24 protein-coding genes are annotated in these 21502 nt (G+C 62.1%); 16 read left to right on the top strand and 8 right to left on the bottom strand.

Translation table 11 applies throughout. The features are described from left to right. Window positions 1–201: 201 nt before the first annotated feature. The 4 genes from ACZ89E_RS08530 to pdxR form a co-directional block, all read right to left on the bottom strand. On the bottom strand, window positions 202–912 hold the full coding sequence (locus ACZ89E_RS08530) for an ATPase (protein ID WP_476255369.1): 711 nt from the start codon (window positions 910–912) through the stop codon (window positions 202–204). A 219-nt stretch (window positions 913–1131) separates the two neighbouring features. Beyond that, window positions 1132–1530 (bottom strand): cupin domain-containing protein, encoded by a 399-nt coding sequence (locus ACZ89E_RS08525; protein ID WP_476255368.1) that lies wholly within the window; start codon window positions 1528–1530, stop codon window positions 1132–1134. A gap of 243 nt (window positions 1531–1773) precedes the next feature. Beyond that, complete coding sequence (locus ACZ89E_RS08520) at window positions 1774–2067, bottom strand: antibiotic biosynthesis monooxygenase family protein (RefSeq protein WP_149658250.1); 294 nt, start codon at window positions 2065–2067, stop codon at window positions 1774–1776. Window positions 2068–2189: 122 nt separating this feature from the next. Further along, window positions 2190–3623: a MocR-like pyridoxine biosynthesis transcription factor PdxR gene (gene pdxR / locus ACZ89E_RS08515; protein ID WP_149658249.1), complete on the bottom strand. Its 1434-nt coding sequence runs from the start codon at window positions 3621–3623 to the stop codon at window positions 2190–2192. Window positions 3624–3830: 207 nt separating this feature from the next. On the opposite strand from pdxR, the gene ACZ89E_RS08510 reads away from it, so the two are divergent. After that, entirely contained in the window at window positions 3831–4271 is a 441-nt protein-coding gene (locus tag ACZ89E_RS08510) for a carboxymuconolactone decarboxylase family protein (RefSeq protein ID WP_476255367.1), read from the top strand. Between the two features lie 184 nt (window positions 4272–4455). On the opposite strand, the gene ACZ89E_RS08505 is transcribed toward ACZ89E_RS08510, so the two are convergent. Then, window positions 4456–4803, bottom strand: a complete 348-nt coding sequence (locus ACZ89E_RS08505; RefSeq protein ID WP_476255366.1) for a hypothetical protein — start codon at window positions 4801–4803, stop codon at window positions 4456–4458. A 191-nt stretch (window positions 4804–4994) separates the two neighbouring features. On the opposite strand from ACZ89E_RS08505, the gene ACZ89E_RS08500 reads away from it, so the two are divergent. The 13 genes from ACZ89E_RS08500 (at window position 4995) to ACZ89E_RS08440 (ending at window position 18811) form a co-directional block, all read left to right on the top strand. Further along, complete coding sequence (locus ACZ89E_RS08500; RefSeq protein WP_476255365.1) at window positions 4995–5681, top strand: secretin and TonB N-terminal domain-containing protein; 687 nt, start codon at window positions 4995–4997, stop codon at window positions 5679–5681. Continuing rightward, window positions 5678–6223 (top strand): RNA polymerase sigma factor, encoded by a 546-nt coding sequence (locus ACZ89E_RS08495; protein WP_476255364.1) that lies wholly within the window; start codon window positions 5678–5680, stop codon window positions 6221–6223. Before ACZ89E_RS08500 ends, ACZ89E_RS08495 begins: the two co-directional genes overlap by 4 nt. A gap of 37 nt (window positions 6224–6260) precedes the next feature. Beyond that, window positions 6261–7202, top strand: coding sequence for a FecR family protein (locus ACZ89E_RS08490; protein WP_476255363.1), 942 nt, complete (start codon window positions 6261–6263; stop codon window positions 7200–7202). Between the two features lie 859 nt (window positions 7203–8061). Beyond that, entirely contained in the window at window positions 8062–8673 is a 612-nt protein-coding gene (locus ACZ89E_RS08485) for a transposase (protein WP_149658244.1), read from the top strand. Window positions 8674–8726: 53 nt separating this feature from the next. Next, entirely contained in the window at window positions 8727–10310 is a 1584-nt protein-coding gene (locus ACZ89E_RS08480; RefSeq protein WP_476255362.1) for a ShlB/FhaC/HecB family hemolysin secretion/activation protein, read from the top strand. Window positions 10311–10323: 13 nt separating this feature from the next. Continuing rightward, a complete protein-coding gene (locus tag ACZ89E_RS08475; RefSeq protein WP_476255361.1) occupies window positions 10324–12123 on the top strand; it encodes a DUF2341 domain-containing protein in 1800 nt (599 codons plus the stop codon). A gap of 11 nt (window positions 12124–12134) precedes the next feature. Next, window positions 12135–12560: an ExbD/TolR family protein gene (locus tag ACZ89E_RS08470; protein ID WP_149658241.1), complete on the top strand. Its 426-nt coding sequence runs from the start codon at window positions 12135–12137 to the stop codon at window positions 12558–12560. Window positions 12561–12562: 2 nt separating this feature from the next. Continuing rightward, entirely contained in the window at window positions 12563–13267 is a 705-nt protein-coding gene (locus tag ACZ89E_RS08465; protein WP_476255360.1) for an energy transducer TonB family protein, read from the top strand. Window positions 13268–13307: 40 nt separating this feature from the next. Continuing rightward, the gene (locus tag ACZ89E_RS08460) at window positions 13308–15008 is read left to right on the top strand and encodes a putative porin (protein WP_476255359.1); all 1701 of its coding nucleotides are present in this window, start codon (window positions 13308–13310) and stop codon (window positions 15006–15008) included. A 17-nt stretch (window positions 15009–15025) separates the two neighbouring features. After that, window positions 15026–15655, top strand: coding sequence for a DNA repair protein (locus ACZ89E_RS08455; RefSeq protein ID WP_149658238.1), 630 nt, complete (start codon window positions 15026–15028; stop codon window positions 15653–15655). A gap of 17 nt (window positions 15656–15672) precedes the next feature. Continuing rightward, window positions 15673–16152, top strand: coding sequence for a YbjN domain-containing protein (locus ACZ89E_RS08450; protein WP_149658237.1), 480 nt, complete (start codon window positions 15673–15675; stop codon window positions 16150–16152). Continuing rightward, window positions 16149–17069 carry a peptidylprolyl isomerase gene (locus ACZ89E_RS08445; protein WP_463260491.1) on the top strand — a complete coding sequence of 307 codons (921 nt, stop codon included), beginning with the start codon at window positions 16149–16151 and terminating at the stop codon, window positions 17067–17069. The genes ACZ89E_RS08450 and ACZ89E_RS08445 overlap by 4 nt, the downstream gene beginning before the upstream one ends. A 761-nt stretch (window positions 17070–17830) precedes the next feature. Further along, a complete protein-coding gene (locus ACZ89E_RS08440; RefSeq protein ID WP_149658235.1) occupies window positions 17831–18811 on the top strand; it encodes a LysR family transcriptional regulator in 981 nt (326 codons plus the stop codon). Between the two features lie 100 nt (window positions 18812–18911). On the opposite strand, the gene ACZ89E_RS08435 is transcribed toward ACZ89E_RS08440, so the two are convergent. Next, on the bottom strand, window positions 18912–19520 hold the full coding sequence (locus tag ACZ89E_RS08435; RefSeq protein ID WP_476255358.1) for a prepilin-type N-terminal cleavage/methylation domain-containing protein: 609 nt from the start codon (window positions 19518–19520) through the stop codon (window positions 18912–18914). Beyond that, window positions 19517–19957, bottom strand: coding sequence for a type II secretion system minor pseudopilin GspH (gene gspH, locus ACZ89E_RS08430; protein WP_476255357.1), 441 nt, complete (start codon window positions 19955–19957; stop codon window positions 19517–19519). The genes ACZ89E_RS08435 and gspH overlap by 4 nt, the downstream gene beginning before the upstream one ends. Window positions 19958–20077: 120 nt before the next feature. On the opposite strand from gspH, the gene ACZ89E_RS08425 reads away from it, so the two are divergent. Continuing rightward, a complete protein-coding gene (locus ACZ89E_RS08425) occupies window positions 20078–20509 on the top strand; it encodes a type II secretion system protein N (protein WP_476255356.1) in 432 nt (143 codons plus the stop codon). A gap of 1 nt (window position 20510) precedes the next feature. Here ACZ89E_RS08425 and gspI read toward each other — a convergent pair whose 3' ends face one another. Next, complete coding sequence (gene gspI / locus ACZ89E_RS08420; protein WP_149658231.1) at window positions 20511–20891, bottom strand: type II secretion system minor pseudopilin GspI; 381 nt, start codon at window positions 20889–20891, stop codon at window positions 20511–20513. 147 nt (window positions 20892–21038) lie between these two features. On the opposite strand from gspI, the gene gspG reads away from it, so the two are divergent. Beyond that, complete coding sequence (gene gspG, locus ACZ89E_RS08415; protein WP_149658230.1) at window positions 21039–21497, top strand: type II secretion system major pseudopilin GspG; 459 nt, start codon at window positions 21039–21041, stop codon at window positions 21495–21497. Window positions 21498–21502: the final 5 nt, after the last annotated feature.

The following is a 21502-nucleotide window of genomic DNA, read 5'->3' as shown; positions in this document are numbered from 1 at the left end:
TGTCTACTGTCAGACTTGACAGTGGACAGTCCCGGCTATTTGTGGCTGATGAACCTTGCGCTTGCCTGGAGGGTTTTGGGGTGATTGGGCGGGCCTCTTCGCGGGCAAGCCTCGCTCCTACAGGGGTTAGTGTTGTTCGCAAATAACGGGTTCAACCCAATCCTGTAGGAGCGAGGCTTGCCCGCGAAGAGGCCATTAGCTTCAATACAACTTCTGACCCGTTTGACTATCAATCATCGACACATTAGTTGTCGGCCTGGTCAATAAATTACTGAGCGACTGGTCAAACTTCTGCAACGCCCGAACTTGCACATCCTGTTGCTGGTTAATATCCGCGACAATCTCTTCACTGCGTTTAAAGTCCGCCCATACAGGGCGCAATGACTTGGCATCATGCCCTTGTGCGGTGCCAATGTAGTTGAACTTCGCATCATAAAAATCCGCACTGACTTCGGCCTTGATATCCGAACTGCGGGAGGTCATCAGTTGGCTGTGGGTATCGACAATGGCCACCACATCCGGCCGGGCGGCCTTGAGGCTTTGCATGTCCGGATAGACCGTCACCGAACCGAACTGGCGTTGTAACAACGCTTTGACCCCCTCCACGGCAAAGTCCGGGTTGGACGTGGCCACGTAGGCGTCGTGGATCGACTGCACCAGCAGGCTCTGGCCAAAACCGGTGCCGGCGTTGGCCTGGTAGTGGCGCAGATAGTCGCGGTTGGCCTGGGTACTTGGGCTGTAGAGGATGCCCAGAGACACATTGCTGCCATTGGCGATATGGGTGGCGCTGGAGCGACCGACCGGCGCGCTGAACAGCGTGTCCAGCGACGAAACCGCTTTGGGCGCGGTGGGCACCGAGCAACCGGCTAACAGTGCGGCAACAGTCAATGTACTGATAAGCACACGTTTCATGGTGTATCTCCAGTGAAACAACGGAAGTTGAGTGACCGGTAATACCGGCGATGAACTCAGACTAAACCTGTCTTCACTGAATGAAACCGTCCATGAATACACTTATTGACTGATCCATAGTTTTGTTTGCTGTAAACGGTTTGATCTAATTGCCCGGGGTAATAAAAAGGCCCGAATCAACGATTCGAGCCTGTTTATTTATGGCTGATGCAACAGCGATCAGTTTTCCAAGGGGATCAACACTTTCTCATCCGGCGACAACACCATGAACACCAGCAACTTCGCCGGCTTGGTCGCGCTGGCATTTTTCGAGATCAAATGCTCGGAACCCGCCGGCTCGTACCAGAACTGGCCCGTCTTGTAGGTGATCGCTTTCTGGCCCTTGACCTGGGAAATGACCTGGCCTTGCAGCACATAAGCCATGGCCGTGCCTTCATGTTTATGGGCGATGGACGATTGGCCGGGTTTGTAGTCGACCTCGATCATCATGGCCTTTTTGCCGGGCACGTTTTGCAGCAGTTCATCTTGCAGCACCGTGACCTTTTCCGACGGGGCGTGGGCGAAGGCCGAGGCGGAAACGGTCAGGGCCAGGGCGGCCAGTACATGCAGAGCTTTCATGGTTGATCACCTGGGGGTGGTTAGTCGTCAGGGATCACAGTAAGCCGCGGGGCGGGGTAACAAAACGGCCAATTTTCGGGAAGGTGAGGGGGCCAATCCTCCCCTGACTGATCGTTCCCATGCTCCGCGTGGGAATGCCGCATCGGGCGCTCCGCGTTCGGCTCTGGATGGGACGCGCAGCATCCCGGGATGCATTCCCACGCAGAGCGTGGGAACGATCATCATCAGGCAGAGGTGTTGTTTTTAAACAATCGGGAAGCTATTGAAATCCACGGCATTCGCCAATCGGCTATCGATCAAACCGATAAAGCCCTGCACTTCGGGGCAGTTGAAATGCGATTGCATGGCCGCTTCCGATTGCCAGCGTGCGCTGACCGTCCAGCGGTTGTCGTCCTCAGGGCAGCGGTCGACCATATAGGAATCGCAACCTGGAAGTTCGCGCAGGGTGTCGACAATCTTTTGCAGTTGCTTGCCCAGTTCTTCCGAGCGGCCCGCAGCCGCCTGCACCTGTACGGTATTGATCACTTCGTTGGACATTGCTCACACTCCTGAATCAGGCCGGACGAATCCTGCTCATTGAGGGATAACGCCCCTGCACAATAGTCCTGCACCGTGGGACCGCCAATAGCCAATCGCCGGATAAACCCACAGACCAATCCTCACGCCACCTGCTGCAAAATGTCGCGCAGACGGTCCAGCGCGGTGTCGATGTCCAGGGTTTCGATCGCACCAAAGCCCATGAGCAGCCCGGCTTGCGGTGCTCGCTGATAGAAAAAGCCCTCAATGGAATACAGACCGATTTCAACCTTTCGGGCCAATTCGATGATCAGCGCAAGGTCGATCGGCACCTTGCACAGCACCACCATGTGAAACCCGGCAACGGTCGGCACGGCCTCGAACCACGGTGAAAGATCGCCCGCCATGCGCGCCAGAATCCGCTCGCGGCGCCCGGCGTAGATGGTGTGGCAGCGCCGGATGTGCTTGAGCAGGCAACCCTCGGCGATGAACTTGGCCAGCGCCCATTGCGGCAACGTCGAGGTGTGCAGGTCGGTCAATTGCTTGGCGCGGATCACCGCTTCGAGAATCGCTGGCGGCAGGATCGTGTAGCCCAGCCGCAGCTCCGGCAGCAGGGTCTTGGAAAAGGTGCCGACGTAAGCAACGATCCCGCGCTCGTCCATGCTTTGCAGCGAATCGGTGGGCCGGCCTTCGTAGCGGAATTCACTGTCGTAATCGTCCTCGATAATGATCGCGCCCAGCGCGTAAGCCCGCTCCAGCAGAGCTTCCCGCCGTGCCTGGCTCATGGGCATGCCCAGCGGGAACTGATGGGACGGCGTGACGTAAATCAGCCGCGTGCCATCGGGAATCAGCTCGACCTGAATCCCTTCGGCGTCCACCGGCACGCCGACCACCGTGGCGCCGTGGCTGCCGAACAACAGGCGCGCCGGCGGATAACCCGGATCTTCCATCGCCACCAGGCTGCCGGCCTGGATCAGCACTCGGGCAATCAGGTCCAGGGCTTGCTGGGCGCCGTTGCACACCACCACGTCTTCGTCCTGGCAATTGACCCCGCGTGAAAAGGCGATGTGCCGGGCAATCGCATTCCGCAGCGCCGGCAGGCCTTCGGGCAGGCTGTAAAAGCCTTTGGCCCCGGCCATCTGCCGCAACGCGTGGGAGGTGCAGCGTCGCCAGTCGTCCTGGGGAAACTGGCCCTTGCTGGTGGCGCCGCCGATAAAGTCGTAACGCAACGAACCCTCCAGCGTCGGGTGACGCAGGAACACCGGCAAGTTGCGCCAGGACTCGATGACCTCGCTGCTGGCCAGTTCCGAATGGCTCTGCTTGCGCTGGATTTTTGCCGGCCGCGCGTTGACGTAAGTGCCTTTGCCGGTCACGCCGGTGAGGAAGTTTTCGTAGGTCAGTTGCGAGTAAGTGTCGGAAATGGTCTTGCGCGAAATCCCCAACTGCTCGGCCAGCAAACGGCTGGGCGGCAACTGCGTGCCGGCGGCCAGGCGCCCGGTTTCGATGGCACTGCGCAGTTGTTGATACAACTGGCCTGCCAGGTCCTTGCGGCCGTTGATGACAACGTGAAGTTCCATACCGGCGGGGCTCCTGGGGCGGTGGGGCGACTGTGGGTCGCGCCAGATTACCCTTATTGCGCCGCCGGATAGAAGTTGCGCAGGCGAAAAGCGCCGGATTGGTCTGCTGCCGGGTGGTCCATGGCTTTTTCGTTGAATTGGAGCTGTAACGCTGCTGCATCAGCGCCTAACGTGGGAGTACCCAATTTCGCGCCAAGAGGTCCCGCCATGACCCCCCGCCTGGACTACTACAGCGCGTCGCCCAAAGCGATGAAAGCGATGATTGCCATGGAGGCGCTGACCGGCAACCTGAGCATCGAAGCCGGCTTGCTGCACCTGATCAAAATCCGCGCTTCGCAACTCAACGGCTGCGCGTTCTGTACCGACATGCACTCGGTGGATGCCCGGCGTCTGGGCGAGACGGATCGACGCCTGTATTCGATCGTGGTCTGGCGCGACAGCAACTTCTTCAACCCTCGGGAACGCGCGGCGTTTGCCTGGACGGAGGCGGTGACGCTGCTTGCTGAAAGTCACGTGCCGGACGATGTCTATGCGTTGGCGCGGGAGCAGTTCAGCGAAGGCGAACTGGTGGATCTGACTCTCGCCGTGACCACCATCAATAGCTGGAATCGGCTGGCCGTAAGCTTCCGCCAAACCCCCAGCGATTGATCAAGCGAAACCTGGTCTAGGGAGCTTTTGTGGCGAGGGGGCTTGCCCCCGTTGGGTCGCGAAGCGGCCCCCTGCATTTTTCCAGTGAAACGGTGCAAGCAGGTTTTGCGACTGCTTCGCAGCCGAACGGGGCAAGCCCCCTCGCCACAAAAGCGCTATAAAGCCACTTGGCCACAGGGTGGTGTTACCTGCCAATCATCAGCGGCGAACCCGCACCAGTCGCCGCCGGCCGCTGCGGTTTCACCGACGTCCCAAACGTATTGCCCATCCGCGTACCGGTCGCCGCCGGCGTCGCCAACCCCACCTGATTCGGCGGCCGCTTGCTCACTGGGTCATTTATCGCTTCCTGATTCTTGCGCGCCGCCGCCGCGCCCTCGGGGTTGTTACCCATCTGCCGGCTCAGGCAGCCATAGTCCGGCGCCTTGTAGCCGCCGACGCTGACCTCGACACAGCCCAGCGGCTCTTCAGCCAGCGCCGCGCTCATGGCGCCCATCATCAGCATGCCCGCCGCGATCATCAATCGGTGTTTCATCACTGGCCTCCTGGCCGACCCGGCCGGGCCGCTCTGGGTTTGAGTCTAGTGCAAAGCCCTTGGCCGCTGCGTGATGGTTTTTTTGCACCGGCCGTCACACCAGAGTCATATACAGCCCTCAGGATGACGGTTTTCAGGGGTACGTCAGCCGTGCAGCGAGGCAGCGCCAGGAAGGGCGTCGGGGGTCGGAATTGAGGGCTCGGGGCCTGTTGCGCGGCGTTGTGTGCCTGTGGCTGTTGATCTGGCTGCTGCCCGCGCGGGCCGATGGCGAACAGCCTCAGGCCTGGAACACCTACGATATTTCGGCCCAGGAACTGAGTCGCGCGCTCGAAGCGTTCAGCCGCAGCAGCGGCATGGCGGTGCTGGTCGATCGCCAACTGACTCGCGGACGGCGCTCGATTGGCGTCCAGGGACGGCTGACCGCCACTCAAGCTTTGAACACCTTGCTCGTCGGCACCGGATTGATGGCGCGTTACACCCGCGCGGACGCGTTCACCTTGCAGATCGCGCAAGTGGCGCCCGTGCCGTTGCCACCCGGCGCGACGGGCACCGGGAGTCAGGTGGGCAGCAGTTACGCGCTGGCGATTCAATCGGCCATCGAACGCCGCTTGTGCGCGTCGCCCTTGACGCGACCCGGTGGTTACCGGGCGTTGCTGCAAGTGTGGATCGGCCGCGATGGCGCGGTACAACACAGTCGCCTGGTCACTTCCAGCGGCGATAGCCAGCGCGATGCGGCGCTGGTGGACAGCGTGCAACACCTCAGGATTGAACGGTCGCCGCCCAGCTCATTGCGCCAACCGGTGACCCTGCTTCTCGTACCGGACTCATCAGGAAAACGCATGGAATGCATACAGCAGGAAGGAGCCTTCGGGGCATGAAAGACAGCGGACACAGTTCGATGGTCAGGCTGTTCCTGACGTCCTACGACGATTTCAAGGTGCGCCTGCGCCGCCGTCTCGGCTCCGAGGACCTGGCCAACGACGTGCTGCACGAAACCTATCTGCGGGTCGACCGCATGGAAGCGCCGCCGAACATCGTCCAGCCCAATGCCTACCTCTATCGCATGGCCCTGAACATTGCCGCCGACCGGCGTCAGGCCGACGCGCGTTTGCTCACGGGCACTGAGGTGGAAGAACTGTTGCAGATGTCCGACGACGCCCAGGACCCGGCGCGGGTGGTGGGCGGGCAGAAAGAGATCCAGATCTTGCTCAAGGCCCTCTACGAACTGCCCGCGCGGCGTCGCCAAATCTTTATCGCCGCGCGCCTGGAAGAGGCGCCGCACCTGGAAATCTCCCAACGCTTCGGCATTTCCACGCGCATGGTCGAAAAGGAAATCAAGGCGGCCCTGGGACACTGCGCCGCCCGTTTGGAAAGAAAAGTGATTCAGCGGTTCGGTCCCGGGGCAGGAAAACCGTCTTGAAAGAAGAGAACGAACTAATCCGTGAGTATCCCCGCGCTTGAACATCTTTCGTTTCCCATCGCCCGAGCCTGCACCCGAGGATCGCTTGCACAGCGAAGCCCGGGACTGGCTGATCCTGCTGACCTCCGGCCAAGCCACCGCCGCCGACGCCCGGGCCTTGCGCCAGTGGTGTGCGCAGAGCGCCGAACATGCCCTGGCGTTTGAACGGACCAAGGCGTTGTGGCATGGCTTGAAACCGGCGGCCGAGGCCTTGCAGACGCCGCGGCATTTCGGCCGTCGGGCGTTTCTTGGCGGTGCGGTAGCGGCGTCGGCGGCGTTTTTGCTGGTGCGCTACAGCGTGCCGGGCGGCTTCTCGGGGATCGGCGCGGACTACATCACGGAAGTCGGTGAGCAACGGCGATTTGATCTGGGCGACGGCGTCAGTTTGGAGCTCAACACCCAGACCCGCGTCAGCCGCCGGACGATGGCCGACGGCGCACAAGGCATCGAGCTGTTGAGCGGCGAAGTCGAAGTGCTGGCGCGCCAGACCACACCCCTGAAAGTCCAGGCCGGAGCAGGGTGGTTGAGCGCCAGCCAGGCGCGTTTCAACCTGCGCAACACCGACCAGAGCGTGTGCGTGACCTGCCTCGACGGCGCCTTGCTGGTGGACGTGCAAGGCCAGCGCATTCACCTTGAATCCGGCCAGCAACTGACCTACAGCGCCCAACAAGTCAGCCCCCCGAAAACCGTCGACACCTCGGCAGTGATCGCCTGGCGTCAGCAAGTACTGGTGTTCAACGACGCGACGCTGAGCCAGGTGATTGACGAGATCAATCGCTATCGACCGGGGATGTTGCTGCTGCTCAACGCTGAACTGGGCAAACGCAAGGTCCAGGCGCGGTTCAGCCTGGACCAGTTGGCCGGGGTGGCGTTGTTGATTCGCGATGCCTATGGCGCGACCTGTACCGAGTTGCCGGGTGGGGTTGTCGTCCTCAGTTGAGTGTTGCGTCAGCCAACACCCATGCTGACCGTGAAACCGCCATCGCGAGCAAGCTTTGCTCCTACAGAGATCTGCGGTGAATACAGCTGTTGTGTTGTGATCGTTCCCACGCTTCGCGTGGTAATGCCTCAAGGGACGCTCCGCGTTCCAATCAGCATCAACTCCCCGGCTGAATACCCACCAACTCTGTAGGAGCAAAGCTTGCTCGCGAAAGCGTCGTGTCAGCCACCTCCAAGTTGAATGTGAAACCGTATTCGCGAGCAAGCTTTGCTCCTACAGGGATCTGCGGTGAATACAGCTGTTGTGTTGATGATCGTTCCCACGCTCCGCGTGGGAATGCCTCAAGGGACGCTCCGCGTTCCGATCAGCAGCAACTCCCCGACCGAATACCCACCACCAACTCTGTAGGAGCGAAGCTTGCTCGCGAAAGCGTCGTGTCAGCCACCCTCCAAGTTGAATGTGAAACCGTATTCGCGAGCAAGCTTTGCTCCTACAGGGATTTGCGGTGAATACAGCTGTTGTGTTGATGATCGTTCCCACGCTCCGCGTGGGAATGCCTCAAGGGACGCTCCGCGTTCCAATCAGCATCAACTCCCCCGGCCGAATACCCACCACCACCTCTGTAGGAGCAAAGCTTGCTCGCGAAAGCGTCGTGTCAGCCAACATCCATGCTGCCCGTGAAACCGCCATCGCGAGCAAGCTTTGCTCCTACAGGGACGTGCGCAGTTCAACGGCGACATGAAGCTTTCATGACAAAAGTTCGGTAGCACATCGCCAGTCCGGTCATGCCTATGTGACGCGCTTGAGGGGGCCTTCGGGCCACTTTTTTAAGCCGAGGCGGGACGCCGGGAGTGAGGCAATGGGGACTATGGAACGCTACTCGAAAGTGGGCATGCAAGAGCTCGATCAACGCTTGTCGAAGATCGTCGAAGCCGCGCGCAAGAAGCCGGTTTCGGTGTATCGCTACGGCGCGCCGTGGGTCTGGATCGTGTCGCAGGATGACTGGCAGGGCGCGCTGAAAGAGGTGTCGAGCTACATTCCGCCGGGCCATTCCCTGGTGCTGCTGCGTCCACAAATCGATGACCTGCTCGATGACCATCGCGACGTGCTGGCCGGCCTCAACGCCGAGCCCGGCATGCTCATCGCCCCGCAAACGGTCATGCACATCCTGCTGTTGCAGCTGCTGTATTCGGTGCCCAGCGAGCAGCAACTCTACGAGCAGCTCAATTACAACCTGCTGTTCCGCTGGTTCGTTGGCCTGGACCTGAATCAAAAGGTCTGGAGCTTCAACGTCCTGAGCCGCGACATCGCCACCCTGCTGAACAACCCGCGGGCGGTGCAATTGATCCAGAAAATCATTGGCGAAGTGTTCTGCGGTGCCTTGCTGCAAATGCCCGAGTTCTCCTTGAACTTCGCGCTGCTGCACACCTGGCTGGGCAAACACGCCGCGACATCGACAGCAAGCAATTGAGTGGGCTAAACGCCGGGCAAACGGCGACGGTCATTTCGAATTCAGGGGGTGGTGTGGAGCATCTTTTCAAGACGCGGCTGGCGCTGTGGGGCTGGCTGTTGGTGGCGGGCGCCCAATCGGCCATGGCCGAGGACGCCGTGCCGGCCAAATGGGTCGATGTGAACGAGTACTTCGTGCGCGGCAACACCGTGCTCGATGCCCGGGCCATTGAAGAAGCGGTGTACCCGTTTCTCGGCCCGCAGAAAGCCCTGACCGATATCGAAGGTGCCCGCGACGCGTTGCAGAAGGCTTATCAGGCGCGCGGCTATCAGTCGGTGTTCGTCGAGTTGCCGGAGCAGAAAGTCGAGGACGGCATCGTCTACCTGCAAGTCAGCGAAACCAAGGTCGGCCGCGTGCGCGTGGTCGGCGCCAAGCACTATTCGCCAGTGGATATCCGCGAAGACGTCCCGGCGCTGAAGGAAGGCGAGGTGCCGGACTTCAGCAAGGTCCAGGGCGAACTGGCGCAACTGAACAAGACCCCGGGTCGCCAGGTGATGCCGCTGGTGCGCGAAGGCCAGCGCCCGGGGACCATGGACGTGGATTTGCAGGTCGAGGACCAGAACCCGTGGCAGGCCAGCATCGGCCTGAACAACGACTACAGCGCCGACACCGAAAAACTGCGCACCGTCACCAGCCTGGGCTACAACAACCTCTGGCAACTGGGGCACAGCATTTCGCTGACCTTCTTCACCGCGCCGCAAGACACGGACAACGCCAAGGTCTGGTCCGGTTCCTACACCGCGCCGTTGAACGAGCGCTGGAGCGTGCAGTTCTCCGGTTACCAGTCCGACAGCAACGTCGCCACCATCGGCGGCAGCAACGTATTGGGCAAAGGGCATTCCTATGGCGTGTCGGCGATCTACACATTGCCGTCCAGCGGCAACTGGTCCAACTCGCTGTCCGCCGGTGTCGATTTCAAGGACTTCGACGAGCAACTGACCCTCGGCGGTGAAAGCGACAAGGTGCCGCTCAAGTACGCACCGTTCACCTTCGCCTACAACGGCTTTCGCTACACCGAGAACAGCCAGCTGGGCTTGGGCCTGAGCCTGGTGGCCGGCACTCGCAGCCTGTTTGGCTACGGCAGTTCCGACGAAGATTTCGACTACAAACGCTACCGCGCCAGCCCCAGTTTCGCCGTGCTCAAGGGCGACACGAATTTCACCTACACCTTCGCCAGCGACTGGCAGACCGCGAGCAAAGCCGCGTTCCAGTTGGCGTCCGGGCCGTTGGTGTCCAACGAGCAATTCTCCGCCGGCGGCGCGACTTCTGTGCGTGGCTATCTGGCCGCCGAGCGCACCGCTGACGACGGCGTGTTGCTCAGTCAGGAGCTGCGCACGCCGTCACTGGCCAAGTACCTGGGCTCTTACGTTCAGGAGTGGCGTTTCTACGCCTTTGCCGAAGGCGCCCAGTTATCCCTGCGTGACGAGTTGCCCGATCAGGACGCCGATTACGCCCTGGCCAGCGTCGGCCTGGGCACCCGCGCGAGCTTGAGCAAATGGCTGTCCGGCAGCCTGGATTGGGGCTATCCGCTGCTCGAAGGGCCGAACACGCAAAAACACGATTCGCGCCTGCATTTCAACCTTCAGGCCACATTCTAAAAGGAGCATTTTCATGCAGCGCTTATTCATCGCTTTCCTGATCTGCCTGGGCTTCGTGCTCCCGGCCACCGCCCAGGCCTGGTGGCAGGACGACTGGCATTACCGCAAGCAGATTGCCGTGGACACCACGCCGCAAGGCGCGGCGATCAACGAAACCCTGGGCCGCACGGCGCTGCTGGTGCGCCTGCACACCGGCAATTTCACTTTTGACGGGGTCAAGGAGGACGGCTCGGACCTGCGCTTCGTCGCCGCCGATGACAAGACCGTGCTCAACCACCAGATCGAAAGCTTCGACCCGCTGATGGGCATGGCGCTGATCTGGGTCGATGTGCCGAAAGTCGAGGGCGGGCAGCGCCAGGACATCTGGATGTACTACGGCAACCAGAAAGCCCCGGCCACCGGCAACGGCCAACTGACGTTCGACCCGAATTACACCGCGCTCTACCACTTCGACGGCGCCAACGGCTTGCCGGCCAAGGACACCACGGCCTACGGCAACACGGCGCAGAGCGCCACCGGCGCGAGCATCGACGGCGTGATCGGCCGCGCCTTGCAGTTCAGCGGCCAACCGCTGCTGCTGCCGGGCAGTCCATCGCTGCAACACAACGCCGGCAGCGCGTTCACCTTCAGTGCCTGGTTGAGACTGGATCAGGCCAATGGCGAGCAACTGGTTCTCGCCCGACGTGAAGGCGCCAACAGCCTGCTGCTGGGGTTGAACCAGGGCATGCCGTTTGTAGAAGTCGACGGTCAACGTGCGGTATCAACGCAACCGCTGAACCCCGGCCAATGGCAGCACCTGGCACTGAGCGCTGAAGGCAGCAAAATCGCGCTGTACGTCAACGGTCGCGAAACCGCGAGCCTCCCGGTGGCGATGCCGGCGTTCAACTCGGTCATGGCCATCGGCGCCGACCTGTCTGCCAGCGCCTACTTGCCGTTCGCTGGCGCGATGGATGAACTGCGCTTGTCCAAGGTCGCCCGTCCAGCCGCACTGCTGCTGGCCGACGCCAACTCTCAAGGCGCCGAATCGAAACTGGTGGCCTACGGCGTCGATGAAGAACAGTCCGGGTACGGCTTCGGCAGCCTCGGTTTCCTGCTTAACGCCGTGCCGCTGGACGCTTGGGTAATCATCGCCGTGCTGGTGCTGATGATGTTCCAGTCGTGGGTGATCATGATCCGCAAGAACCGCATGGTCAGCCGCGTCAGCGCCGCCAACGAAGGCTTTCGCGAGCAGTTCGCCAAGGTCGGCACACGCCTGGAAATGTTCGCCGACGACCAGGAACTCGCTCAGCGCTTGCAGCATTCCTCGCTGTGGCGTTTGTACCTGGTCGCCGTGAAAGAAATCCGCACCCGCCGCGAGCAGGGCGCCGATACCTCGTCGGTGTCCGCCGCAACCATCGAAGCGATCCGCTGCTCCATGGACGGCGTGCGCACCCGCGAGAACCAGGCCCTCAGCTCGAAACTCTCGACCCTGTCCAATGCGATTGCCGGCGGCCCTTACATCGGCCTGCTCGGCACCGTGCTGGGGATCATGGTGGTGTTCCTCGGCACGGCGATGGCCGGTGACGTGAATATCAACGCCATCGCCCCCGGCATGGCCGCCGCGTTGCTCGCCACGGCCATGGGCCTGTTCGTCGCGATCCCGGCGCTGTTCGGCTACAACCGCCTGATCACCCGCAACAAGGAAGTCAGCGCCGACATGCGCGTGTTCGTCGATGAGTTCATCACCCGCCTGGCGGAGATGCACGGCGAGAGCCAGTTCAGTGAAGCGGCCCATCGCCGTGGCAACCACACCAACGCGTCCGTCCCGGCCTGAGGAGCAAAAAAATGGCTTCCGTAAATGCCTCCCACGACGACGAAGACGATGCAGCGGTGGACACGATCAACATCACGCCGCTGGTGGACGTGCTGATGGTGGTGCTAGTGATGTTCATCCTCACCGCCACCGCCCAGGTCTCGGGTATCCAGATCAACCTGCCCAAGGCCAGCGCCTCGGTGTCGTTGTCCGAAGCCAAGACCAAGGCGATATCGGTCAACGATGGCGGCCAGGTGTTCCTCGATGCCTACCCGGTGACCTTGGCTGAGCTGGAAGATCGCCTGCGCATCGAGAAGGCTCAGAGCCCGGACTTCCCGGTGATCGTGCGCGGCGACGCCCAGGTGCAGTACCAGAAAGTCATCGAGGTGCTGGACCTGTTGCGGCGTCTGGAACTGTCCCAGGTCGGTCTCGTCACCGGCAAACCGAGCCAGGGCTGACCATGACCGCACAACAACCCTTCAAACCGTTGCCGGTGAAGCCGTCGCCCGTGCGTTTCGTCAAGTGGGGCGCCGGGCTGCTGCTCGGCGCCGTCGCGGCGTGGTTCCTGTGGCAGTGGGCCAACGACATGAGCGGCATCCGCCGGGAAGCGCCGAAGGTGCCGACGATCATTCCGTTGCCGCCACCGCCACCTCCGCCACCGGAAAAACCCCCAGAGCCGCAGACGCCGGTCGAAGAAAAAATGGTCGAGCCCGAACCGACACCCGAGCCCGAAGAGGTCAAGCCGGAAGAAGAGGCGCCGCCATCCCCGGCGGATGATTTGGCCAACCCGATGCAAATGGACGGCGATGCGCAGTCCGGCAACGACGGCTTCAACATCGGCGCGGGCAAGGGCGGCGGCATGGCCGGGGCCGGTGGCGGACGCGTGGGCAATGGCACCTACAGCCAGTTTCTGGCCTTCACCTTCCAGCGCTTGCTGCGGGAGAACCCGGACCTGCGAAACCTCGCGTTTTCGCTGCAGGCCGATGTGTGGCTGAGCAGCGTCGGCGAAATCACCCGGGTCGAGCTGGTCAAGTCCAGCGGCAAACCCGAGATCGACACCCAAGTACTCGCGGCCCTGCGCAACGCGCCGCACCTGAGCGAACGGCCTCCGGCCTCCATGACTTTACCTGTGCGCCTGTCCCTGCAAGGGCGGCGTCCGGGTTAACCCCCTTACTTGAAAGTTTGCCAAAAGGAGTTGTGTGCAGATGATTTCCAACGTGAATCGATTGTCCCTGGCGGTCGGCATGGTCATTGCGACCCTGGTCGGGCACGCGGCGGCAGCCCCTGCGCCCTCGGAAAACGCCACGATCAATCTGATCCGCTTGCTGGTGGAGCAGGGCATTTTGAAGCAGGACAAGGCCGACGCGCTGATCGCCCAGGCCCAGAATGAAGCGGCCCAGGCCCGGCAGGCGGCAAGTACGCCGGCGGTGGTGGCGGCCGGTCCCGTCGCGGCGCCGGGGGATGTGCGGGTGCAATACGTACCGGCCGCCGTGCGGGATCAGATCCGCGACCAGGTCAAGGCCGAGGTCATGGCCACCGCCAAGCAGGAAAACTGGGCCCAGCCCAACACCTTCCCGGACTGGGTCTCGCGCATCAGCTTCGACGGCGACATTCGCCTGCGGGACGAATCGCGTTACTACTCCGGCACCAACAGCAACGAAATCGTCGACTTCGCCAAACTCAACAACAACGGCCCGTATGACGTGAACCCCAACAGCAGCAGTAACCTGCCGCCGTTACTCAACACCCGCGAAGACCGCGAGAACCTGTTCCGCCTGCGCGCACGGCTGGGCATGAAAGCGGTGCTGGCGCCGGACTGGACCGCCGGCATCCGCATCGCCACCGGCTCGGACAACAACCCGGTGTCGACCACGCAAACCCTGGGCGGCGGCTTCGGCAAGAAAGACATCTGGCTCGATCAGGGTTACCTGACCTGGCAGGCGACGCAGGACGTGACGTTGACCGGCGGACGCATCGCCAACCCGTTTTTCTCCACCGACATGCTGTATTCCAACGACCTGAACTTCGACGGCATTGCGGCGATTTTCGACCACAAGCTCAGCCGCGACTGGGGCGTGTTCGGCACCGTCGGCGCGTTCCCGGTGGAGTACACCAACGACACCAGCAGCAGTAATGGCCTGGACAAGGAAGACAGCGACAACAAGTGGCTGTACGGCGCGCAGATCGGCGCCAAGTGGGCGATCAACAGCGACAACCGGCTCAAGGGCGCCCTGGCTTATTACCGCTTCGACGACATCGAAGGCCAACGCTCCAGCCCGTGCGAACCCTGGGCCGGTGCGCCGGGTTGCGACACCGACGGCAGCCGCTCGGCCTTCATGCAGAAGGGCAACAGCGTGTTCCTGCTGCGCGACATCACCCCGAACCCGCTCAACCCGGTCGCCACGCCACAGCCGCAATTCGTCGGCCTGGCCTCGGAATTCAACCTGCTGGACCTGAACCTGGTGTGGGACGCCGACCTGCCACAGGACTTCAAGTTGCGCAGCCAGGGCAACTACATCCACAACCTCGGCTACGACGAAGGCGAGATGCGCAAGCGTTCGGCCGGGCAGATCGTCAACAACCTCGACAGCAGCGGCAACATCGAAAGCGGCGCCGATGCGTGGCTGGTGCAATTCACCCTCGGCAACGCGTTGGAGTTGAAGAAGCAGGGCGACTGGAATTTCTTTGCCGGCTACAAATACATCGAACCGGACGCCTTGCCCGACGGCTTCAACGATTCTTCGTTTCACCTGGGTGGGACCAATGCCAAGGGCTACTTCCTCGGTGGCAACTATGGCCTGGCCAAGAACGTCTACGCCACCGGTCGCTGGTTGAGTTCCGAAGCGGTGTACGGCGCGCCGTTCGATATCGATGTCTTGCAGCTTGAAATCAACACGCGCTTCTAGGGCGCCGGGAGAGCTTCATGAAATCACTATTTGCGCTGCTGACCCTGGGGTTGCTGATCGCCCAGGGCGCGAGCGCCGAAGGCATGGAAGAGCGCTTGCGCACTCAGTTGCGCAGCACCACCCAGCAACTGCAAACCCTGCAGAGCCAACAGGCCCAGGCCAGCGCCGCGCAACTGGCGGCCCAGGGCGAGGCGAAAGCGGCCCAGGCGCAGATCAAGCAACTGACCGCCGAACTGGCCAAGGCCAAAGGTCTCGCCGAACAACTGGCCGGCCAGCAAAGCAGCCTGCAAAGCCAGGCCCAGGCGCAAGTGGCGGCCAGCAGCGAGCAGACCGGCAAGTTCAAGAAAGCGTATGAGGAGTTGCTGGTGATGGCCCGGGCTAAAGAGGCAGAACGGTCCAAGCTCCAGACGCAATTGGCTGAACGTGACACACAAGTGCAGCAATGTTCAGTCAAGAATCAGCAGATGTACGGCGTGGCCAAGGAGATGCTTGCGGCCTACGAAAAAATCGACGTCGCCGAGGTGATGAAGATTCGCCAACCGTTCGCCGGCAGCGCCCGGGTCAAGTTCGAAGAACTGGCCCAGGGCTTCGGCGACGAACTCTACAAGACGCAATACGACGCGCCCCAAGCGGCGCTCGCTCACTAAACCCAAGGATGAACCACATGACTCAATTGATCAGCCACGTCTCGCCGCAATCCCTGACTGACGTGCTGCAAGCCGCCGGTTACCGGGTCAACCAGACCGAACAGAACGGCATCGTGCAACTGCTCAGCGCCAGCCAGGGCATCGGCTACGCCGTGCGGTTCGGCAACGTGGCGCCGGAGGCGGGCAACTACGTCGATTTCACCTTCAGCTGCGCCTTGCGCGTGCAGGGTGAGTTGCCAGCCGGGTTGGCGGAATTGTGGAACGCGTCGCGCCGCTTTGCCCGGTTGTCGGTGCAGGGCGAGTTCCTGGTGATGGAAATGGACGTGGTGGTGGCCGCCGGTGTCAGCGCCGATCACCTGAAGGGCAACCTGGAATTGTGGGATCGCCTGTTGCAGGAATTTATCGTTTACCTGCGTGAATACAGCCAGAACGCTGCGCAATTGCAGGCCCAGGCTGAAACCACCGAGACCCCGGCGCAAGAGGTTCCAGCCCTGTGAAAAAACGAACGGCAGTGGTCGGCGTCGGTGCGCTGACTGTGCTGGTGGTGGCTGTTGCGTTGGGGCTGCGACCGGGGAATGACCCGGTGGCGGCTCCTCAGCCGGCACCATCGGTGAGTGGGGAGGGGGCCGCCGTGGCGCGGCTGGGCAATCAACGGGTCAGCCCCGATGAGTTGAAGGCATTGCTCGCCACCGTGGCGCCTGAGGTTCGCGAGCAACTGCGCGGTAATCGCGGGGCACTGGAAAGCTGGATTCGCTCGCGGTTGGCGGAAAAAGCGGTGCTCGAACAGGCCGACGCCCAAGGCTGGCGGCAGCGCCCGGAGGTGGAACAACAGACGCGCGCGGCCACCGAGCAGATTGTCTTTCGTGACTATTTGCAGTCGGTCAGCCAGGTGCCGGCGGATTACCCGAGTGCCGCCGAGTTGCAGCAGGCGTACGAGGCGGGCAAGTCGGAGTGGGTGATGCCGGTAATGTATCGGGTCAGCCAGATTTTCCTGGCGGTGAATGATCCGCAGAACCTTGAAAGCGTGCGCAAACAGGCGCTGGACCTGAGCAAAAAAGCCCAGGCTGCACCGGGGGAGTTTGCGGCGTTGGCGGGGCCGGGCGGCGTCAGTGATACCGGGCTGCAACCCTTGCAGCAATTGGTGCCCGAGGTGCGCGGCGCGGTGTCGCGACTCAAGGTCGGCGCCGTGTCCGACCCGGTGCAAAGTGCGGCGGGTTTCCATGTGATCAAACTCACCGAACAACAACCGGCCCGCGTTGCGACCCTGGACGAACTGCGTGAGCGTTTGACCCAGGCCCTGCGCGCCCAGCGTCAGGAACAGATCGCCAAGGCCTACCTGGAAGGCATGCTCAACACCGCGACGCTGAGCATCGACGGCGCGGTGCTGAACACAGTGCTGGAGGAGAAGCTTTAGATACGCGGTGCTGGTCAGGACGCCTTCGCGGGCAAGCCTCGCTCCTACAGGAATCGCGTATAGAAAGGGTGAACAATACCAATCCAATGTAGGAGCGAGGCTTGCCCGCGAAGAGGCCATCACATTCGGTGGAGATGTTGGCTGAACCGACGCCTTCGCGGGCAAGCCTCGCTCCTACAGGGTTCGTGAAGGGCCACAGAAAGGGTGAACACACCGATCCAATGTAGGAGCAAGGCTTGCCCGCGAAGAGGCCATCACATTCAGTAGAGATGTTGGCTGAACCGACGCTTTCGCGGGCAAGCCTCGCTCCTACAGGGATCGTGGAGGGTCACAGAAAGGGTGAACACCACCGATCCAATGTAGGAGCGAGGCTTGCCCGCGAAGAGGCCATCACATTCAGTAGAGATGCTGGCCGGACCGACGCTTTCGCGGGCAAGCCTCGCTCCTACAGGGATCGTGGAGGGACACAGAAAGGGTGAACACCACCGATCCAATGTAGGAGCAAGGCTTGCCCGCGAAGAGGCCGTCACATTCGGTGGAGATGTTGGCTGAACCGACGCTTTCGCGGGCAAGCCTCGCTCCTACAGGGATCGGGGAAGGACACAGAAAGGGTGAACACACCGATCCAATGTAGGAGCGAGGCTTGCCCGCGAAGAGGCCATCACATTCAGTAGAGATGTTGGCTGAACCGACGCCTTCGCGGGCAAGCCTCGCTCCTACAGTGGAAACGCAATCACACAAAGATCGACAGGGAGTCATCGATGTCATTCACAGAAACCGCAGCACGCCAGGGCGCTAACGATTACCGCGCGCCGACGCATCAAACTGAATCCTGGCTGGCACTGGCCGCCGGGATCGAGGATGAGGTGGCGCAATACTTCATGGTCAGTGCCCGGTGCGGCTGTTTCATGCAGGCGGCGCGCAGCCTCAATGTGCGGGCGACCCTGCTGCGCAAGCAACTGGCGCAACTGGAGGAGCGCTTGCAGCGGTCACTGTTCAGCTTCCAGGGCAGTGCCCTGACCCTCAGCCGCGAAGGCCAGCAGTTGCACGCGCAATTGGCCGCGCTGGCGCACGAACGCAAGTTACCAGTGGTGGAACAGCGCTCCATCCGCCTCGCCGTAGCCGAGTCGCTGCTGCATGACATCCTCGGCCGCGACCTGGTGTCGCTGCTGCGTCGCAACGCCAGCATCCGCCTGGAAATCATCTCCCTGGACAGCGAACTCGCCCTGCAAACCATCAGCGCCGATGTGGTGCTGTGGCTGGCCGCCGGGGTGTCGCCGGAACCGGGGCCGACGTTCGTGACCCATGAGCCGCAGCACCTCGCCCAACTGACCTACCTGCCGCACATCGCCAAGCGTTATTCCCGGGTCACGGCCCGGCCGGCCAGCGTCGATGACCTGGCGGATTTCATGTTGGTGCAACGTCAGCACGATCTGCAGATCGACAGTTTCCGGCCCTGGAACGAGTTGGTGGAACAACGCCTGGCCGGGGTGGTGAAGTTGCAATCCTACGAGCTGATGCTGGACATGATCCGCTGCAGCGCCTGCATCGGCCTGCTGCCCGGTTACATGAGCCGCTACGATCGCAGCCTCGTCGCGTTGCCGGGGTTGTTCAGCGAGCCGATGCAACATCAGGTGTGGCTGGCGGTGAATGCCGAGTCCGCGCACGTGACCGAAGTGCAGATGCTGGCGCAACTGATCCGCAACACCTTCGCCGAGCGGCGGGAGTGGTTTGAGACGTAAATCCATCCTGTCGCGCATCGACCCGTAGGAGCAAGGCTTGCCCGCGATGGCGTCCGTGAGATCGCTATCGCGGGCAAGCCTTGCTCCTACAGGGGGCATGTCAATCCAGCGGCCCCATCACCTGCCGATATTTCTCCACCCCTTGCGGTGTCTTGCGGGTCAGGCTGATCTCCAGGCCCATGGGGTTTTCCTTGCGATTGCCGCTCAACTTGCGCCAGCCCTTGTCCGCCTCCCAGACGCGCAACGTGGCGTCGCTGACGTCATTCAGCACCGCCACCCCATCCGTCGGTGCAGGCAACGGGTATTGGCTGCGCGCCGGGGCAATCGCCCGGTACAGCACGTCGCCCTTGAGCCACCAGCGCACCCGTTGCACCTCACCGTTGCCATCGGCTGACGCGCGAATCACATCCAGGCGAAAGCCTTTGCCTTCAGAGCTGCGCACGGTCAGCACGGGCGGGGCGTTGACCGGTTCATCTTCGTTGCCCGGCCGCACCGGTTCCGCCAGCTCGATGCCGGCGCGCAATGCAACGTCCCGCTCCATCTGGTTCAGCGCCCGCAGCAGCACCTGCGTCTGCTCGGTGCTGGCCTGCAAGTGCGCATCGGCGCGGGTCACGCTGTCGAGCCCGCGCCAGGCAATCAGGCTGACCACCGCCATCAGCATGATCGCGACCATCACTTCGATCAGGGTAAAACCTTGTTGGGCTTTCATTGCACGCTCACCTGGCCGGCGGCGCTGCGTTGCACGGCGATGCTGTTGAGGCCATCAGACAAGGTCAGTTGCAACGGCGGGTTGATCCACTCCGCGTTCAGCACGATCTTTTGCCGCACCTGCATTCCTGGTGTCTCCCAAGGCCGGGGCTTTAGCTGCGGATCATTGCTGAAGTGATCAACCCCCTGGCCGCTGTCATTGCGCCGACTGAAGCGAAAACCCTTGGCATCCGCGCGCCAGGTAATCGGCCGCCCATCGGCCCGGGCTTCGGCCTGGGCCACTTGCAGCAACTGCGCCACGCGCGCGGCATCCTTGCGCAACAGGTGCAGCGGGTCGGGCTTGATGCTCAGACTGATCGCCGCGCTGGCGATGCCGATGATCACCAGCACCACCATCAACTCGATCAGGGTAAAGCCGTGTTGTTTGAAGCCTTTCATCCGCTGCGCGCTCCTTTGCGTCGATTTTCATCGTGCACGGTGAAGATGATGAGTGTGTGAAATAAAAACGTGAACATTGCGCTGTAGGCTCGGGGCAGGGACTAAAAGGAGATTCAGCCCATGTCATTCACCGAACGGTTCAGCGCGCCGCAACTGGTTCAATCGATCGCCTTGCTCGCTGCGTTGGCTGGCGTCGTCACCTGGTCATCGTTGCTGCTGACCTCCGCCGAGTCGCGGACCCCGGACATTGCCCCGCAACAGCTCGCGGCCCGCAGCGACAACCCGGCGTTGCAGTGGTTTTCCAACCAGCCGGCAGCGGTCGAAATCAAGGTCAGCGGCGTGATGGCCGGCCGTCGCGGGGCGGTGGCGATTCTGAGCCTCAATGGCGGGGCCCCGCGCAGTTTTCTGGTCGGGGAAAGCCTCAGTCATGGGGTCAAAGTCGTCGCCATCGAAGGGGATGCGGTGGTGATCGAGCGGGGCGCAGAGAAAAGCCGCATAGAACTCAGCAAATTGCCCGATTCGCCGTTTTTGCCGGATTTGCTGAAGCGATAGATCATTTCCCCCCTGGCCGGCTCAACAAGGTATCGAGCCGCGCCAACGGCGGCGCTTCGCGGCTGCGATCGAACACCTGCAACCCGACCTGCAACAACCGCCCATTCTGCGCACTGCCGATAACCTGTTCGCAGCGCAGCAACAATCGCCCTTGATCACACTCAACCGCCCGCATTCCCGAAGGCAAGCGCCCCTCAAGGCGTAGCTCGGCGAGGCGACTCTGCGCCGCCAGCAAGGCAATCGAGCGGTCGCGCAGCAGGCCGTTGCTCTGGGTCATCAGCCCGGCCACGCGCACGGCGGCAGACATCGCCACGGCAATGATCGCCAGGGCCACCAGCACTTCGATCAGGGTAAAACCGGCTTGTCGGGGAGGGCGGCGCATCGGGCACTCGGGCAGATGGGAGAGCGTCGAGGCTAAGCCCCCGGGCTTGACCGCTTGACGACCAAAGCTCCCGAGGATTTTCAACGTCACTGACATATCTTCTTGCAACACTGCGCGTCGAATCGAATCAAGCCAGGGAATGACGAGATGGATATCGCGCACTGCAAAGCCTCCAGAACCAGCCGCCGTCGACATCATGGGCAGGGCGGTTTCACCTTGATCGAGATCATGGTCGTGGTGGTCATCCTCGGGATTCTCGCCGCCATGGTGGTGCCCAAGGTTCTGGACCGTCCGGATCAGGCTCGGGCCACCGCCGCCAAACAGGACATTGGCGGCTTGATGCAGGCGCTCAAGCTGTATCGCCTCGATCACGGCACTTACCCGAACATGACCCAGGGCCTGAAGGTGCTGGTGGAGCGCCCGGCGGACGCGAAAAACAGCAATTGGCGCTCGTACCTGGAACGCCTGCCGAATGACCCGTGGGGCCGGCCTTACAACTACTTGAATCCGGGCGCCAACGGTGAAGTCGACATCTTTTCCCTCGGCGCCGACGGCCAGCCTGATGGCGACGGCGTGAATGCCGATATCGGCTCCTGGCAGCTGTAAGGCCG

Source organism: Pseudomonas sp. TE3899 (genome assembly GCF_056279105.1).
The sequence above is the reverse complement of the archived record's forward strand: the minus strand, read 5'-3'. Positions and strand labels throughout refer to the sequence as shown.

Excerpts from the sequence above, each read along its gene's own strand:
- ACZ89E_RS08435 (WP_476255358.1), bottom strand. The coding sequence starts at position 19,520 with ATGAAAGCCCAACAAGGTTTTACCCTGATCGAAGTGATGGTCGCGATC.
- ACZ89E_RS08470 (WP_149658241.1), top strand. The coding sequence starts at position 12,135 with ATGGCTTCCGTAAATGCCTCCCACGACGACGAAGACGATGCAGCGGTG.
- ACZ89E_RS08520 (WP_149658250.1), bottom strand. The coding sequence starts at position 2,067 with ATGTCCAACGAAGTGATCAATACCGTACAGGTGCAGGCGGCTGCGGGC.
- ACZ89E_RS08505 (WP_476255366.1), bottom strand. The coding sequence starts at position 4,803 with ATGAAACACCGATTGATGATCGCGGCGGGCATGCTGATGATGGGCGCC.
- ACZ89E_RS08485 (WP_149658244.1), top strand. The coding sequence starts at position 8,062 with ATGGGGACTATGGAACGCTACTCGAAAGTGGGCATGCAAGAGCTCGAT.
- ACZ89E_RS08460 (WP_476255359.1), top strand. The coding sequence starts at position 13,308 with ATGATTTCCAACGTGAATCGATTGTCCCTGGCGGTCGGCATGGTCATT.
- ACZ89E_RS08530 (WP_476255369.1), bottom strand. The coding sequence starts at position 912 with ATGAAACGTGTGCTTATCAGTACATTGACTGTTGCCGCACTGTTAGCC.
- ACZ89E_RS08475 (WP_476255361.1), top strand. The coding sequence starts at position 10,324 with ATGCAGCGCTTATTCATCGCTTTCCTGATCTGCCTGGGCTTCGTGCTC.
- gspG (WP_149658230.1), top strand. The coding sequence starts at position 21,039 with ATGGATATCGCGCACTGCAAAGCCTCCAGAACCAGCCGCCGTCGACAT.
- gspH (WP_476255357.1), bottom strand. The coding sequence starts at position 19,957 with ATGAAAGGCTTCAAACAACACGGCTTTACCCTGATCGAGTTGATGGTG.
- ACZ89E_RS08440 (WP_149658235.1), top strand. The coding sequence starts at position 17,831 with ATGTCATTCACAGAAACCGCAGCACGCCAGGGCGCTAACGATTACCGC.
- pdxR (WP_149658249.1), bottom strand. The coding sequence starts at position 3,623 with ATGGAACTTCACGTTGTCATCAACGGCCGCAAGGACCTGGCAGGCCAG.
- ACZ89E_RS08425 (WP_476255356.1), top strand. The coding sequence starts at position 20,078 with ATGTCATTCACCGAACGGTTCAGCGCGCCGCAACTGGTTCAATCGATC.
- ACZ89E_RS08465 (WP_476255360.1), top strand. The coding sequence starts at position 12,563 with ATGACCGCACAACAACCCTTCAAACCGTTGCCGGTGAAGCCGTCGCCC.
- ACZ89E_RS08510 (WP_476255367.1), top strand. The coding sequence starts at position 3,831 with ATGACCCCCCGCCTGGACTACTACAGCGCGTCGCCCAAAGCGATGAAA.
- gspI (WP_149658231.1), bottom strand. The coding sequence starts at position 20,891 with ATGCGCCGCCCTCCCCGACAAGCCGGTTTTACCCTGATCGAAGTGCTG.
- ACZ89E_RS08455 (WP_149658238.1), top strand. The coding sequence starts at position 15,026 with ATGAAATCACTATTTGCGCTGCTGACCCTGGGGTTGCTGATCGCCCAG.
- ACZ89E_RS08495 (WP_476255364.1), top strand. The coding sequence starts at position 5,678 with ATGAAAGACAGCGGACACAGTTCGATGGTCAGGCTGTTCCTGACGTCC.
- ACZ89E_RS08450 (WP_149658237.1), top strand. The coding sequence starts at position 15,673 with ATGACTCAATTGATCAGCCACGTCTCGCCGCAATCCCTGACTGACGTG.
- ACZ89E_RS08525 (WP_476255368.1), bottom strand. The coding sequence starts at position 1,530 with ATGAAAGCTCTGCATGTACTGGCCGCCCTGGCCCTGACCGTTTCCGCC.